Below are 15,168 nucleotides of genomic sequence, written 5' to 3'. Positions count from 1 at the left end.
CTACTCAGGATACTGCTAGCTAAGGTTTGTTTTTCGCATACGGGACTATCACCCTCTATGGTTATACTTTCCAGAATGTTCTGCTAAACTTACCTCTTGCACATTGCAGTCCTACAACCCCCAGTGCAAGCACTGGGTTTGCCCTCTTGCGCTTTCGCTCGCCGCTACTGACGCAATCTCTATTGATTTCTTTTCCTGAGGGTACTAAGATGTTTCAATTCCCCTCGTTCGCTCCTATATAGGTAATGTATATCTCTATACATTGGGTTGCCCCATTCGGAAATCTACGGATCAAAGCTTCTTGACAGCTCCCCGTAGCTTATCGCAGTCTAGTACGTCCTTCATCGCCTTTACCAGTCAAGGCATCCACCATTCGCTCTTAGTAGCTTACCTTTTTTTACCTTTTATTATTGATTCTAAAACGCATCACTTCCTTGTTAAAGTTTTTATAATAAGACTTCTTTATCTTAAGACGGAAAGCATTCAAACACTTAATATAAAACTAAATGATTTAGTCTCAACTAAGCTGTGAGTTTGAAATTTGTCTTTAATTTATAAATCTTAAATCTAATATTCTCTTTATTCATAGAAGAGAAGACAGCTAAAAGTTAAGTTAAACTAAAGAAAAGATAAATAGGTTTTATCCTTTAACAAGTCCTGTAAAATTGTTTTTATTAAAACTTGCTTGTGACTCTTAACAATGATAATTAAAAGAACATTTAGGTTTAAAACCTAAAGGAAGTATATATATTAACATAATCATTATAAATATAAATGCATAATGTATATGCTACTTATATCTATTAAAGTATATTCTTTTATAGTTAAAGATAAAAATAAATCTAAGTATAGAGTTTATATTTTATATTTAATCTATTTTATATACTTGCTTTAGATTTTAAAGCTTCTTTATTCAAATCTTTTTTATGGTGGGCCTAACAAGACTTGAACTTGTGACCTCACCCTTATCAGGGGTGCACTCTAACCAGCTGAGCTATAGGCCCTTAATAAATGGTGGAGAATAGCGGGATCGAACCGCTGACCTCCTGCGTGCAAAGCAGGCGCTCTCCCAGCTGAGCTAATTCCCCATAAACAATTAGCTTTATCATCAATCTTTGAAATCTAAACAAGAATCAATTGAGTTTATATATTGAAGTAATAGTTGTGAGACTTATTACTTTGTACTCTAGAAAGGAGGTGATCCAACCGCAGGTTCTCCTACGGTTACCTTGTTACGACTTCACCCCAGTCGCTGATTCCACTGTGGACGGTAACTAGTTTAGTATTCCGGCTTCGAGTGAAATCAACTCCCATGGTGTGACGGGCGGTGAGTACAAGACCCGGGAACGTATTCACCGTAGCATGGCTGATCTACGATTACTAGCGATTCCGGCTTCATGCTCTCGAGTTGCAGAGAACAATCCGAACTGGGACATATTTTATAGATTTGCTCCACCTCGCGGTATTGCGTCTCATTGTATATGCCATTGTAGCACGTGTGTCGCCCTGGGCATAAGGGCCATGATGACTTGACGTCGTCCACACCTTCCTCCTCCTTACGAAGGCAGTCTATTTAGAGTGCTCGGCCGAACCGTTAGCAACTAAATACGTGGGTTGCGCTCGTTGCGGGACTTAACCCAACATCTCACGACACGAGCTGACGACAGCCGTGCAGCACCTGTCTCTAAGTTCTAGCAAGCTAGCACCCTCTTATCTCTAAAAGGTTCTTAGGATATCAAGCCCAGGTAAGGTTCTTCGCGTATCGTCGAATTAAACCACATGCTCCACCGCTTGTGCGGGTCCCCGTCTATTCCTTTGAGTTTTAATCTTGCGACCGTACTCCCCAGGCGGTACACTTAATGCGTTAGCTGCATTACTGAGATGACTAGCACCCCAACAACTAGTGTACATCGTTTAGGGCGTGGACTACCAGGGTATCTAATCCTGTTTGCTCCCCACGCTTTCGCGCCTTAGCGTCAGTTGAGTTCCAGCAGATCGCCTTCGCAATGGGTATTCTTGGTGATATCTACGGATTTTACCCCTACACCACCAATTCCATCTGCCTCTCCCTCACTCTAGACTATCAGTTTCCCAAGCAGTTTAATGGTTAAGCCATTAGATTTCACAAGAGACTTGATAATCCGCCTACGCGCCCTTTACGCCCAGTGATTCCGAGTAACGCTTGCACCCTCCGTATTACCGCGGCTGCTGGCACGGAGTTAGCCGGTGCTTATTCCTTAGGTACCGTCAGAATTCTTCCCTAAGAAAAGGAGTTTACGCTCCGAAAAGTGTCATCCTCCACGCGGCGTTGCTGCGTCAGGGTTTCCCCCATTGCGCAATATTCCCTACTGCTGCCTCCCGTAGGAGTCTGGACCGTGTCTCAGTTCCAGTGTGACTGATCATCCTCTCAGACCAGTTAAGCGTCATAGCCTTGGTAAGCCATTACCTTACCAACTAGCTGATACTATATAGTCTCATCCTACACCGAAAAACTTTCCCTACTCAACTTGTGTTAAGCAGGAGTATAGAGTATTAGCAGTCGTTTCCAACTGTTGTCCTCTTGTGTAGGGCAGATTAACTATACCTTACTCACCCGTGCGCCACTAATCCACTTCTAGCAAGCTAGAAGCTTCATCGTTCGACTTGCATGTATTAGGCACGCCGCCAGCGTTCACTCTGAGCCAGGATCAAACTCTCCATAAAAAATTATAGATAGTTTAATCTTTTTCTTCAAAGAAAAAGTTATGAAAGATTAAAAGAAAAGCTTTTAATCTTTTTAATTATTAGATTGAATAGATTTTACATAATTGCTTATGCCTAAATCTTTCTGGCTCAATCGATCACTTATTTAGATTTCAAAGATTGACTAATAAGATTTGAATAACAATACTAATTTAAAAGAACAAAACAAAAAATCATTTTTAAAAGAAAAGTTTTTAAATTAAAAAACAAGATTTATAAAAAAGCTTTTAGTTTATAAGACAAAAACCAAAAGAGTTAATTTATAAAATCTACTAAGCTAGTGAAACTTTATAATTTAAAAGATTTTAAGTCCTTTTTTCAAAAAAAGGAAATGAAAGTATAACCAATTAAACTTAAAAGTGTATTAAACAAAGGATTAAATAGTATAAATATTTGTGTAAGTATTTATATTAAGTATAATGGGGGCTATATTTTAGAGCACTCGTAATTTTTATTTTTTATATTAACAAATTGACTTTTAAGTGTTTTAAAATCTGGAATATAAACATAACCGCTAAGCGTATCTATAACGATACAAAGAGCATGCTTTTTTGATAACAAACGTATAATGCAATCTGAATTATTCTTTGCTAAAGTTTTTTCATAGGCATAATTGGCATTTTTTAACGGAGAATACACTCTGCCCATTTCATCAAATACTAATCTAGTAAATCCTGAACAAGATCCTTTGAATTCAACCTTTTCTATTCCGAATCTTTTTGTAAGATTAAATCTTTGTGTAGTTTTTTCATCATCTTTACTAATAACTCCACTTTGACCTGAATTCATTAATTTGTTATGATTGATTACATCAACAGCAATTTCTCTATCTATATTGATTTCAGTTTTACCTAAATTAGCATTTCCATCGCCATTTTTATCCAAGAAAATAGTATATGTTTGATCATAACCTGTGGCAGCTGATTTTATAAAATAAATCTGCCATTTACTTTTAAACCACTCTCTTTTTGCAATAGTCAACTCATCAACTCTTATACCTTCTTGCATCATGGCTAAACTTTGGGTATATTGGATATCATTAAGAATTTGTATCGCACCTTCTAGTAGATTGTCTTTTTTTAAGTAAAGACTGCCTAAATTAAAAACTATACCTAAAATGAGAATTATAAACACAAATTCCAACAAACTGAAAGCTTTAATCATAGTTTAAAATCTGATATACTTTTTCATATTTTCCAAGTTTTACTTTAACAATTTTTTTGTCCATATCATGCTTATCGGCTTGTTTTAAAGCTTTTAAATAAAACTTATTGCTATTTTTTATTCCATAAAATCGCAATCTTTTTTGCAAACTTGGGGCTGTTGCAAGCTCTAAAACATCTTGTTTTTTTAATTCTAGTGCCAATTCTTTAGCAAAATGATAATTATTGGCAAAATGACGATTTGGATTGTTTATAAAATAATACAATAATTGATTAGCGACGATTAAAAAGTAACAAAATATCAAAAAAATTATAGAACATTCTATAAAGATTTTATACCTTAATCGAAAAACTGGTAATCTCACCCTATAACTTTGCATTAAAGTTTTTATAAGCAAAGGAGTGCAAATAACACAAAAAGGCAAAAAATCATCTAAAAAAAGTTTTTGTCTTAAAGAAAGCAACAAACAAAATACAAATGTTACGCTCATTAAAAACCATAATAAATTTTTATATTTTTGAAAAGTCAAACGATAAATAGTATAAAAAAAATACACAAAAACCAAAGGAGAAAAACATGCAGCAAAAATTCCTAAGGTATCTAAAAAATAACCTCTTGGACGACCACCTGTATCAAAACCATAAAAACTGATACTCGCTCCAAACAAAACAAGAGATAAGGTAAATAAAATAGCATTTCTTTTATAAATCCCAAAAAAGAAAAAAGTTAAAAATAAAATATTAAAAGATTTATCAACAAATAATACTATAATCAATAATATATAAAAAAGCCATTTTTTTTCATATTCGTAAGCACATAATATAGCAAGGGTTAAAAAAATCACCAAAGATGCGGCATTAACCAGTAAAGCACTTGCAACAGTACCCGGCAATAAAACAAATAACAATAAAGAAAAAAAAGCATCAATTTTAGTTTTAGTATATTTTAAAGCTAGCAAATACAAAAGCAAACAACTTAAAAAATGAAAAAATAAAAAAGGAAGCCTTAAACCAAAATCATTTTGCCCAAAAATAAAAGTTCCAAAATGAGATATATAATAAAGCAAACTATGAGAAAAAATAAGTGATTTACCCTGCTCACCAAAATAAATATCAGCTTCATCAGCACTAATACTCAGTGTTGAAGTTCCATAAAGCAAAGCCAACAAATCAAGACTAAGTAAAATGATGATAAGTTTATAATTTTTGATTTTTTCCATAATGAAAATTTTACAAAATTAAACTTAAAATATCAATGCAAATCATACAAATATCAAATATCTTAAAAATTAACATCAAATTGATTTTAGTTTTTATAAGTATAATTTTAAATAAAAGAAGGCAAAAATGCAAACTATTGATCAAATTTTTCAAACACAAATCGATATTAAAAAATCTACTTTCTTATCTTTTCTTTGCCCTTTTAAAGATTTTAAATTTTTAATAGAAACACTAAAAAAAGAACATCCAAAAGCCGTTCATTTTGTCTATGCTTATCGTGTTTTAAATGATTTCAATCAAATTGTAGAAGATAAAAGTGATGATGGAGAGCCTAAAGGAACTTCTGGAATGCCAACTTTAAATGTTCTAAGGGGCTATGATCTTATCAATGCGGCTTTAATCACTGTAAGATATTTTGGCGGTATAAAACTTGGTACAGGGGGACTTGTAAGAGCTTATAGCGATGCAGCAAATGCTGTGATAAATAATTCTTCTTTACTTTCATTCGAATTGAAAAAAAATACAACCATTACTATTGATTTAAAAAATTTAAATCGTTTTGAACATTTTTTAAAAACTTATTCTTTTAATTTCACAAAAGATTTTAAGGATTGCAAAGCTATATTACATATCAAATTAAATGAAAAAGAGGAGCAAGAATTTGAAATTTTTTGTAAAAATTTTGCACCTTTTGAAATAGAGAAATTATAAATTCTTGCAAGTAAATATAAAAGCTCCAAAATGGAGCTTTTGATTAAATTGCGTTCAATAAATCATTTAACAAAGTATTATTCTTACTTTGTTCATTTGCACCTTGTTGTGTAAGATCATTATGAACGCTAGCACTTTGAGCTCTCATAGACAGCTCGCCTTCATTTTGTCTAAAACGATAAGCGTAAACATTTGACATTTGAGCATAATTACTTAAATTTGAATTTGAGTTTTGCGCATTGCTTTGAAAACTACTGCTAGAATTTAAAGCATCTCCGCTTGACTTCTCATCCGCCTTATTTAACATATCCATAAAATCAGAATCTCCAGATGAAGAATAATCTTCAATCTGTTTATCCACCTGTTTATACTGACCACTAATAGCATCGTATTCATACGAGCTAATCGTTCTATAATTTACCTGCATAGTTTTCTCCTTTCAAAATATGCAAAAACTATACAAGCAAAAAGCGTTCCTTTTTATGTAAAAATTAATGTTTTTTAATCATGGTGAGTAGGCAAATGCTCCACATCAAGCTCATTGTTGGCTATAAATTCCTCCTTGGCTTTTTTACAGTTTTCATCACGCATTTTGCGGTATTCATTGCGAATCGTGATTTCTTTATCGCTTAGAGGTCTATCTTCTAAAAAACTGATATGAAAATAAGTATCATCGCTCTTTGAATAAGTTTTATAAAAATCTATATAGTCAAAATAATCCTTGCCATTATCAAACTCTACGACCTCTTCTATATAAATCGTAGGTCCAAAACCCTTGTGATTTTGCGTATAGTGCCCAAAACCTGCGCTGTATTGAATTCTAAATTTAGCCATCATTTTCTCCTAAAAATTCTTGATAAGTTCCACGAAAATCCGTAAGCTTACCATTTTCTAAATGCCAAATTCTATTAGCAAAAGCAGAAACTAACTCCCTATCGTGGCTGATACAAAGCACTACACCTTTGAAATTATACAAAGCTTCACCTAGTGCAATAATACTTTCAAGATCTAAATGGTTATCAGGCTCATCTAAAAGCAAGAAATTTGGACGCTCTAGCATTAAACGAGAAAGCATTAAACGGTGTTTTTCACCCCCACTTAAACTTGCTGCCATCTTTTCTTGATCACTGCCACTAAAAAGCATTCTACCTAAACACTTACGGATTTCATCTAGATCTTTAAATTTTTCACTCATCAACCATTCATAAAGTTTCAAATTTTCACAAATTAAATTACTTGTATCTTGAGGAAAATATCCAAGCTCTATAGTTGCCCCAAGATGTATGGATCCACTATCTGGACTTATAGCATGGGCGATGATTTTTGCCAAAGTACTTTTGCCCACACCATTTGCCCCAATCAAAGCGATTTTATCATTTTTTTCTATTTTTAGCTCCAAATTTGAAAACAATTGTTTATCATAAGCCTTGCCTATACCTTTAATTTCTAAAACTTCATTACCTATTTCACGATTAGTTCTAAATACTATACTAGGATCTCTACGGCTTGAAATTTTAATCTCTTCAAGCTCTAGTTTTTCAAGCGCCTTAGCACGGCTTGTGGCTTGTTTTGCCTTAGAAGCATTTGCACTAAAACGGCGAATGAAATTTTCTAATTCTTCTCTTTCTTTTAAGGTTTTATCGCGTTTAAGCTCAGCTTGTTTTGCCAAAAGCGTTGAAGCCATATACCAATCATCATAATTTCCCGCAAAATCACGAATTTGTTTAAAATCCACATCCAAAATCCTTGTGCAAATTTTATTTAAAAAATGCCTATCATGAGAGATGACAACCAAAGTTCCTTCATGTCTTAAAAGTTCATTTTCAAGCCAAGAAATCGCCTCTAAATCAAGGTTATTTGTAGGCTCATCTAAAAAAAGCGCATCGGCACCTAAAAACAAAACTTGAGCTAACAAAACTTTAAATTTATCCGCACTTTGTAAGGTGCTCATTAAAGCATCGAAATCTTTAATCTTTAAAGAACTTAAAATTTTTTCACAACGTGTTTCACAATCATAATTTGGATCTTCTTCAGCCGTTATTATCTCAAGCTCACCTAAACGCTCATTGATCTCATCAGTAAATTCCTCGCTCATATAAAGCTTTTCTTTTTCTTTTAAGGCCTCATATAAACGCTTATTTGCACACATCACTGCATCTTTGATGGTGTAGTTTTCAAAAGCAAATTGATCCTGTCCTAAAACTGCGATTTTCAAGCCTTCATCAAATACTATTTCACCACTACTTGACTCAATTTCTCCTGAAAGAATTTTCAAAAAAGTCGATTTTCCCGCACCATTAGCACCGATAAGTCCGTATCTTTGTCCTCGAACAAGTTTTAAATTAACATTTTCAAATAAAAGCTGATTTGCAAAACGCATAGTAAGATTTTTTACTTCAACCATGATTTTCCTTAAATTTTTTACTTATAAAAATTTTTAAGAAATTGTATCAAAAAAAGACTTGAAATTAATTGAGTATAAAATATTAGTAAGTCATGAAATTAATTCTATTGACTTACTTTAATAAAAATATTATTGGAAATCTCCATTGATATAAGTTATATCTGTAATTTTCACTTGATTTATGTTAGAAACCTTATAAACAACACTCCAAAGACCTTTTCTCTGTTCCCCTTTTAATGCAGCATTAATCGTAGCCATACAAGAATCAAAATTAAGATCAAAATTTGAAATGGAATTAATTTCGATCATATCAGTGTAATTTACCATTCCATCATGCTTGGCTATTTCCTTGAGGCCTTTTGCATAATCTTCATAATCAATCCCTTGGGCTTTAAGTCCGGATAATTCATAAAGATTTTTAAAAATTTCACTAGGAATTTTTTCTTTAAGATTTGAAACAACTGCCGTATTATCACATTTGTCTAATGAGTTGGCCTGAAGCAAGGCAAACCCCATTAAGAAAAATAAAATTACTTTTTTAAACATATCTAAACTCCTCTAATTTTTAGGTTTTGCTACTAAAATACCATTTTTATATTCTTCTTCTCTTACAATCTCCCCTTTTTTATATTCTCTAAAGACTCCATTTTTAAGTCCATTTTTATAATTTTCTTCGTCTTCTAAGGCGCCATTTTCATCATAACGCTTTTGTACTCCATCAAATTTACCTTTATTATCAAAATTATAATCACACATTAAAGTTCCATTTTCATAATATTCCTTGTAATTACCTTCAAATTCTGGCATACCATCTTCATTATAGCCAAGTAGTTTTCCCTTTGCTCTCATATTTCCATTCTCATAATAGCTTGCAAAATCACCATATCCGCGATTATCTTTAAAATGCACCTCCTCAAGTAATTGCCCATTTCTAGAATATTCCCTGCTAATTCCATCTTTTTTTCCATTTTTATAATTTTCTTCAGCTCTTAGCTGACCATTGTCATAAAAAGCTCTTTTTAACCCATGTATTCTTGAATCTTTATTATAGGGAATTTCTTCTTTTAAATTTCCATTTGGATATTTGTTTTGCTGAACTCTAGCCACATCGCTAGGTTGTCCAGGAAAATCACTTCCACAACCACTTAACAACATCGCAATTAAACTACAAATGCTTAAAAATTTTGTCATTTTTTCTCCTATTTCTCATTTTTTTCTTTAATAATAATAGTTTGCTTAAAACTTCCCGTAAAAGACCATATTAAACAAACAAGCCAAACAATAATAGTCCAACCAAAAAACAAATTTAGCAAAGAAATTATCAGCCAATTAGAATGCTTTCTGCTCAAACCAATAATAGCGGGCAACATGTATAATATAAACAATAATATTGTTACAAAAATAGACCCGCCACTTGCACCTTCCATGTAATTCTCCTTAAATAAAAATTTTATAAAAACTATTATTCCATACTATAACTTAATTAATATTGAAATATTAAATATATTTTATATAAAAGATTGAATATTTCAAGTGTTTTTAATAAAGAAATTTTAATGTAAAATTTTTTAAAGGCTAAATTTTTAAGGTAAAAAATGACAAAAAAGAGCAAGCGTGATATGGCATATGAACTAGACATTGATGTTAGCACTTTATATAATTGGAGAAAATATAAACCCAATTTATATCGTATTGTTATGCTTGGCTTTAAATTTGATGAACTTTTAGATAATAGCAAAAAAACTCATGAAGAATTACTCCATATAGAACAAACCATACAAGATGAAATTGCTAAATTTAAATAAAATCCGCTTTTAAGCTTTTTTCTATACAATTATCACTTTTATTAAAATCAAGGATTTGATAATGTTTTTATTAGATTTTTTAATATCATTGAGTTTTATTTTTGAAATTTCAGCACTTGTATTATCCTTTTACTTTAAAAATTCAAAAATTTTCTTTTTAACTTTAGTGCTATTAGGAGCCAAGTTGCCTTATTTTTATACAAGTTTTTTTCAAGCTAATTTATTTGTAGCTTTATTTTTACCTATGATTTTTACTCTATTTTGCGTTGGAAAACATCATGTTTTAATTTTAAATAAAAAAAATATCGCTTCAATTACAACCCTTATTTTTATAGGCATTTTAAGTATCATTTTACCTAGAAATACTACTTTTAATAGTGCTGGTTTAGAATTTCATTTTATTGCATTAGATTTTTTTAAACCTGTGAGTGAATTAGGATTTTTATTTTTTTTAGTCGGCTTAATACTCATTTTTATCAAAACCTTTAAAACTAAAGAATATTATCTTCTTATCGCATTTTTTACTGCGTATTTTCAATTTTTATTCCAAGAAGGAGCAGGAATAAGATATTTTGAATTTGCAAGTTTGGTTTTTTGTTTTTATCTTTTAAATCACGCTTATAGGTTAGCTTTTTTTGACACCTTAACAAAGCTACCCAATGAAAAAAGCCTTACACGCTTTACAAAAGGAAAAAACAACTATATCATTGCCTTGCTTCATTTTAATGAACTAAAAGATACCAAAGAAAGCTATACCAAACTCATTTTAAAACAAATTGCAAAAATTTTAAAACGCTTTAGAGCAAAAATTTTTATCGTAGAAAATGATTTTATTTTAATTTTTAATGATAAAAATCAAGCTTTAAATCATCTTGCTTTTTTAGAATCCACCTTGAAAAACACGGAATTTAATTTAGAAAATGAAAATTTTAAACCGGATTTTAAATTGATTTGGCAAGAAAGTGAAGAAAATTTGGATAAAAATTTACAAAGTCTAAGAGCAAGACTCTTAGACTAAAAAATTATTTTTCGTTCGCTTCAACTTCGATATTTAAATTAATATCATCACTTAAAGTAATAGTTGAAGTACTTGTTGCAAATTTAAAATCAGAGCGTTTGATTTTTCCATTTAAAGAAAATCCTATTTTTTCTTTTCCATCTTTGCCTTTAGCTACACCGCCGATTTCAGCATCTAAAACGATATCTTTAGAAACTCCAGCTATAGTTAAAGTTCCTGTCATTTTGCCTTTTTCATTATCGATTTTTTCATATTTTTTCATTGTAAAAGTCATATCAGGATATTTTTTTGCTTTGAAAAAATCATCTTGTTGTAAGTGATTATCTCTTGTTTGATTTTCTGTATTTACAGATGCGATTTTTATAGTTACATCAAGCTTTTTAAATTCAGCACTCGCAGGATCAAAATCAATCACCGCAGAATAATCTTTGAAATTTCCTTTTACATTGCTAATTTGTAAATGTTTGATTTTAAAACCTACATCTGTATGTGCTTTATCTAAAGTATATTCTTTAGCAAACAAACCTGTGCTTAACAAAGACACCGCAACCAATGAACTCAATAAAACTTTTTTCATTTTTTTCCTTTTTTATAGTAATTTTCAATATAAAAATTTTATTAGATAAAACATAACAAATCATTAATAAAAATCAAAAAATTTTACTATTTAAAAATTTTACAAATTCTTCAAATTTAGGCAAATCAAGCTTTATTGTTTCTCTTTGCTGTTTTCCCCACATACACTCTGGAAAAAACGCATCTTCTTTAAATCTTGCCATAACATGAAAATGCACCCTTGGCACATAATTTGCAAAAGAGGCGATATTGATTTTTTCAGGTTTGTAAAATTCTATCATAGCCTTTTCACAAAATAAAATTTTTTCAAAAAGTTCCTTTTGCAACTCTAAAGGACAATCGCTAAATTCTTTATAAATTTCTTTAGTAAAAATTTTAAGCCAAGGCACTTGAGCCTCCTCTTTCTCTATATAAATCAAATCATTTTCATAAATCATTACATTCCTTTGAAATTGTATTTATGATTATTTTACAAAATTTATCAAATTTTTAAGTCAAAATGTGTTAAAATTCCTAAAAATTTAAAAAACAAAAAGAAGGATAAATGCAAATTAGTTCAAGTTATAACTCTTATGATTACTACTCTAGCAAACCTTCTTTTGATAAAACAAATCAATCTGATTCCACTCAAAAAGATGAAAAAAATCTTAGTGAAAATAAAGATGATAAAGAAAAAAATGGCGAACAAACCCAAATGGTTAATGGCGTAGAGCTAAGCCAAAAAGAAGTAGCTCAAGTTCGCGAACTCCAAAGTATCGATAGAAATGTAAAGGCTCATGAAGCTGCACATCAAGCAGCGGGTGGCGGCTTAGCAGGTGCTGCAAGTTTTACTTACACAAGAGGCCCTGATAATCAAATGTATGCTACAGCGGGCGAAGTTCCTATCAGCATGCAAAAAGGAAACACACCAGAAGAAACTATAGCCAATGCAAGACAAATCGCAGCAGCAGCTATGGCTCCTGCTGATCCTAGCCCACAAGACTATAAAGTTGCAGCAAATGCTACAAAAATGGAATTTGAAGCAAGAGCTGAAGCAATGAAACTTAAAGCCGAAGAAGCCAAAGAAAAAGAAGAAGAAAATAAAGAAAAAGATGACAAAAATTCAGAAAATAGCTTAGAAAAAACAGATAAAGATTCAAAAAACAACGATAAAAATTCAAATTTTGATAAAGACTTTAAAAATCTTGTCACTAGAACTTATCAACAAAATTCACAAAATAACGACATTAAATTCAGCATCGCATCTTAAAATTCTTAATTTAAATAAAAAAATTATGCCAATCTTCCTTATAAATAAAGCTTTGTTTTAAAACTAAACGGACATGTCTAAAAATTTATTTTTTTATTATCTGCTTTATCTGTATTTGTAGAATTACTTTGCTCTTCTTTTTTGGCTTCTACTTTTTTTTGTACCTTCTTGCTGTTCCATAAGCTTTAAAGTATCATATATTTGATGAACTTCCTTAGGCATACATTTATGGAAACGATGACTTGAATTTGCATGTAAAATATTTAACATTTTTTATCCTTTTTATAATTTAAATTTTTGCATTTTCAATACTTTCATCTCTAATTTTAGTAAGTGTCTGCAGAGGATTATTTCCAAAATATCTATTAAAAGAACTTAAAGTAATCATCTTGCATACCACCCTCCAAGAGCAGACTACATTTGCCTTTTTGTATAATTGTAGTTTAAATAAGAATTTACACCATTAATCATTTTTGCCTTCCTTGATATTATACTATATCGGAAGAAAATTAAAAATTTATAATCTTGAGAGTTTTCAAAAACTCTCAAGTTATTATCAAGCTAAGCTTTTTCCACTTTTATGATACTTTAAAATACCTTCAGCACAGCGATAAGCCAAAGCTCCTACAGTATCAGTTGGATTATATCCACTATTGTGTTGGAAATTTCCTGCTCCTACAACAAAAAGATTATCCGCATCCCAGTGTTGTAAATAAGTATTAACCACACTAGTTTCTCTATCTGCACCCATGGTTGTTCCACCTGTGTTATGAGTAGATTGATAAGGCACAACGCTATAATCCTTAAGATAAGCACCTTTTTTGATTGATTTTACTCCTTGCATTCTTTTTGCTACCTCAGCTGTTTTATCTGTGATAAATTTATGCAAAGCTCTATCTTGATCAGTGAAATTATAAGTTAAGCGTAAAAGTGGCATACCAAAAGCATCTTTATAAGTTGGATCAAGACTTAAATAATTATTCTTATGAGGCAAAGAAGCACCTTGTCCTGCTACGGTAATAGCTCTTGTGAAATTATAGTTTAATGCTTTTTTAAATTCAGCACCCCAAGTTGGAGCTCCTGCTGGAAGTGGGGCTGATTGTATAGGGCGAGTTCCAAGCTGAACGCTATAAATCATAGCTCCATGAAGGAATTTTTCCTTAGAATGATCAAAATTATCTCCGTTAAAATCATCACTCGTAGTTCCCAAAGCACCTGAACCCATGAAGGTGTTAAATTGCTCATCAAAGAAAGCTGTTGTACCCATGTTCATTTGATAACAATAATTTCTACCTAAAGTTCCTTTACCTGTTTTTGGATCGTATTGCTCACCTATGTTGCTTACCATTAAAAGCTTAGCATTGTTAAACATATAACTTGTAAGCACAACTATATCAGCAGGTTGAATATACTCTTTCATCGTTCTAGTATCGACAAATTTTACCCCCGTTACTTTTCCGTCTTTTTTAAGAATTTGCGTTACATTGCTATAAGTGCGTATAGTGTATTTACCTGTGCTCATAGCCTTTGGAATTACTGTGTTTAAAGGACTTGCTTTTGCGCCATACTCACAACCAAAACGCTCACAATACGCACAGTATTGACAAGGAGCTAAATCTTGACCATCAGGGTTTGTATAGCCACCTTTAGAATTTGAAGCTGGCAAACGATAAGTGTGTAAATTTGAACTTTTTGCTGCACTTTCAAATCGTTTAAGCATTTTAGTATTTTCAAGAGGTTCTTGTGGATAAGGACTGGATCTAAAAGCTCCCATTTTTTCCGCTAAAGGATTTGGCTCACCTGATACCCCACAGGTTTTTTCAAATCTATCATAATAAGGCTCCATATCCTTATAAGTCACGCCCCAATCTTGCAAGGTATAATCATTACCTAATTTATTACCATATCTTTGTTTGCTTAGGGTTTGAATTTCAAAGTCATAAGGCATAAACCTAAAAGTCCAACCATTCCAATGCACCCCTGCACCGCCAACATTATTACCCAATAAAAACGAACCCATTTTACGATAAGGTAAGGCTAAACCACTAGGATCATGGCGAAAAGTCACAGTGTCTTTTGAGCAATCTTGCATCAAACCATAATTAATCCCATATCTCCACTCATCATGGATAAAATTAAAATTTTCAGTACTTTGCATATGTCCGCGTTCTAAACTAAGTACATTCAAACCTGCTTTAGTAAGCTCTGCGGCCACTATACCTCCAGTCCATCCTGCTCCAACTGTTACTACATCTACTTTTTTTAATACTTCAGCCATT

The 15,168-nt window shown here is 31.8% G+C and carries 16 protein-coding genes, 2 tRNA genes, 2 rRNA genes and 1 pseudogene; 4 read left to right on the top strand and 17 right to left on the bottom strand.

Translation table 11 applies throughout. The features are described from left to right. From SR62_RS08570 to SR62_RS08545, 6 genes are all read right to left on the bottom strand, one after another. A 23S ribosomal RNA gene (locus SR62_RS08570) occupies window positions 1-393 on the bottom strand; the annotation flags it as partial. 534 nt (window positions 394-927) lie between these two features. Continuing rightward, window positions 928-1,004, bottom strand: a tRNA-Ile gene (locus tag SR62_RS08565). An 8-nt stretch (window positions 1,005-1,012) separates the two neighbouring features. Next, window positions 1,013-1,088: transfer RNA gene (locus tag SR62_RS08560), tRNA-Ala, on the bottom strand. 102 nt (window positions 1,089-1,190) lie between these two features. After that, window positions 1,191-2,703 (bottom strand): 16S ribosomal RNA (locus SR62_RS08555). A 465-nt stretch (window positions 2,704-3,168) separates the two neighbouring features. Beyond that, complete coding sequence (locus SR62_RS08550; protein ID WP_002868719.1) at window positions 3,169-3,906, bottom strand: hypothetical protein; 738 nt, start codon at window positions 3,904-3,906, stop codon at window positions 3,169-3,171. Beyond that, window positions 3,899-5,125 carry a membrane protein gene (locus tag SR62_RS08545; RefSeq protein WP_002868718.1) on the bottom strand — a complete coding sequence of 409 codons (1,227 nt, stop codon included), beginning with the start codon at window positions 5,123-5,125 and terminating at the stop codon, window positions 3,899-3,901. The genes SR62_RS08550 and SR62_RS08545 overlap by 8 nt, the downstream gene beginning before the upstream one ends. Window positions 5,126-5,252: 127 nt before the next feature. Here SR62_RS08545 and SR62_RS08540 point away from each other — a divergent pair, with 127 nt between their 5' ends. Further along, the gene (locus SR62_RS08540) at window positions 5,253-5,837 is read left to right on the top strand and encodes an IMPACT family protein (protein ID WP_147502357.1); all 585 of its coding nucleotides are present in this window, start codon (window positions 5,253-5,255) and stop codon (window positions 5,835-5,837) included. Window positions 5,838-5,880: 43 nt separating this feature from the next. Here the strand turns inward: SR62_RS08540 and SR62_RS08535 are convergent, their stop codons facing one another. The 6 genes from SR62_RS08535 to SR62_RS08510 all read right to left on the bottom strand — a co-directional run bounded on the left by SR62_RS08535 (window position 5,881) and on the right by SR62_RS08510 (window position 9,668). Continuing rightward, window positions 5,881-6,264 carry a hypothetical protein gene (locus SR62_RS08535; RefSeq protein ID WP_002858752.1) on the bottom strand — a complete coding sequence of 128 codons (384 nt, stop codon included), beginning with the start codon at window positions 6,262-6,264 and terminating at the stop codon, window positions 5,881-5,883. Window positions 6,265-6,338: 74 nt separating this feature from the next. Continuing rightward, window positions 6,339-6,674 carry a hypothetical protein gene (locus SR62_RS08530; RefSeq protein ID WP_002859498.1) on the bottom strand — a complete coding sequence of 112 codons (336 nt, stop codon included), beginning with the start codon at window positions 6,672-6,674 and terminating at the stop codon, window positions 6,339-6,341. Then, the gene (locus SR62_RS08525; RefSeq protein ID WP_002858735.1) at window positions 6,664-8,241 is read right to left on the bottom strand and encodes an ABC-F family ATP-binding cassette domain-containing protein; all 1,578 of its coding nucleotides are present in this window, start codon (window positions 8,239-8,241) and stop codon (window positions 6,664-6,666) included. Before SR62_RS08525 ends, SR62_RS08530 begins: the two co-directional genes overlap by 11 nt. Window positions 8,242-8,370: 129 nt before the next feature. Next, window positions 8,371-8,787 carry a hypothetical protein gene (locus SR62_RS08520; protein WP_002824822.1) on the bottom strand — a complete coding sequence of 139 codons (417 nt, stop codon included), beginning with the start codon at window positions 8,785-8,787 and terminating at the stop codon, window positions 8,371-8,373. Between the two features lie 12 nt (window positions 8,788-8,799). Continuing rightward, window positions 8,800-9,432 (bottom strand): toxin-antitoxin system YwqK family antitoxin, encoded by a 633-nt coding sequence (locus SR62_RS08515; protein ID WP_002818736.1) that lies wholly within the window; start codon window positions 9,430-9,432, stop codon window positions 8,800-8,802. A gap of 8 nt (window positions 9,433-9,440) precedes the next feature. Then, window positions 9,441-9,668 carry a superinfection immunity protein gene (locus SR62_RS08510; RefSeq protein ID WP_002858641.1) on the bottom strand — a complete coding sequence of 76 codons (228 nt, stop codon included), beginning with the start codon at window positions 9,666-9,668 and terminating at the stop codon, window positions 9,441-9,443. A gap of 168 nt (window positions 9,669-9,836) precedes the next feature. On the opposite strand from SR62_RS08510, the gene SR62_RS08505 reads away from it, so the two are divergent. Together SR62_RS08505 and SR62_RS08500 are read left to right on the top strand one after the other, a co-directional pair. Then, window positions 9,837-10,046 (top strand): transcriptional regulator, encoded by a 210-nt coding sequence (locus tag SR62_RS08505; protein WP_002858725.1) that lies wholly within the window; start codon window positions 9,837-9,839, stop codon window positions 10,044-10,046. Between the two features lie 88 nt (window positions 10,047-10,134). Continuing rightward, entirely contained in the window at window positions 10,135-11,064 is a 930-nt protein-coding gene (locus SR62_RS08500) for a hypothetical protein (protein WP_223209688.1), read from the top strand. A 4-nt stretch (window positions 11,065-11,068) separates the two neighbouring features. Here SR62_RS08500 and SR62_RS08495 read toward each other — a convergent pair whose 3' ends face one another. Together SR62_RS08495 and SR62_RS08490 are read right to left on the bottom strand one after the other, a co-directional pair. Then, window positions 11,069-11,641, bottom strand: coding sequence for a YceI family protein (locus tag SR62_RS08495; RefSeq protein WP_002855621.1), 573 nt, complete (start codon window positions 11,639-11,641; stop codon window positions 11,069-11,071). A gap of 73 nt (window positions 11,642-11,714) precedes the next feature. Continuing rightward, the gene (locus tag SR62_RS08490) at window positions 11,715-12,077 is read right to left on the bottom strand and encodes an HIT family protein (protein ID WP_002858673.1); all 363 of its coding nucleotides are present in this window, start codon (window positions 12,075-12,077) and stop codon (window positions 11,715-11,717) included. 107 nt (window positions 12,078-12,184) lie between these two features. On the opposite strand from SR62_RS08490, the gene SR62_RS08485 reads away from it, so the two are divergent. After that, the gene (locus SR62_RS08485) at window positions 12,185-12,889 is read left to right on the top strand and encodes a putative metalloprotease CJM1_0395 family protein (RefSeq protein ID WP_002858642.1); all 705 of its coding nucleotides are present in this window, start codon (window positions 12,185-12,187) and stop codon (window positions 12,887-12,889) included. 123 nt (window positions 12,890-13,012) lie between these two features. On the opposite strand, the gene SR62_RS08480 is transcribed toward SR62_RS08485, so the two are convergent. The 3 genes and pseudogenes from SR62_RS08480 to SR62_RS08470 all read right to left on the bottom strand — a co-directional run bounded on the left by SR62_RS08480 (window position 13,013) and on the right by SR62_RS08470 (window position 15,167). Continuing rightward, window positions 13,013-13,159: a hypothetical protein gene (locus SR62_RS08480; protein ID WP_002858682.1), complete on the bottom strand. Its 147-nt coding sequence runs from the start codon at window positions 13,157-13,159 to the stop codon at window positions 13,013-13,015. A gap of 31 nt (window positions 13,160-13,190) precedes the next feature. Next, a pseudogene (locus SR62_RS09435) lies at window positions 13,191-13,277 on the bottom strand (hypothetical protein); the annotation flags it as partial. 168 nt (window positions 13,278-13,445) lie between these two features. Next, the gene (locus tag SR62_RS08470; protein WP_002872556.1) at window positions 13,446-15,167 is read right to left on the bottom strand and encodes a GMC family oxidoreductase; all 1,722 of its coding nucleotides are present in this window, start codon (window positions 15,165-15,167) and stop codon (window positions 13,446-13,448) included. Between the last annotated feature and the right edge of the window lies 1 nt (window position 15,168).

The sequence above is a fragment of the Campylobacter sp. 2014D-0258 genome, assembly GCF_008000495.1.
GTDB lineage: Bacteria > Campylobacterota > Campylobacteria > Campylobacterales > Campylobacteraceae > Campylobacter_D > Campylobacter_D jejuni.
The sequence above is the reverse complement of the archived record's forward strand: the minus strand, read 5'-3'. Positions and strand labels throughout refer to the sequence as shown.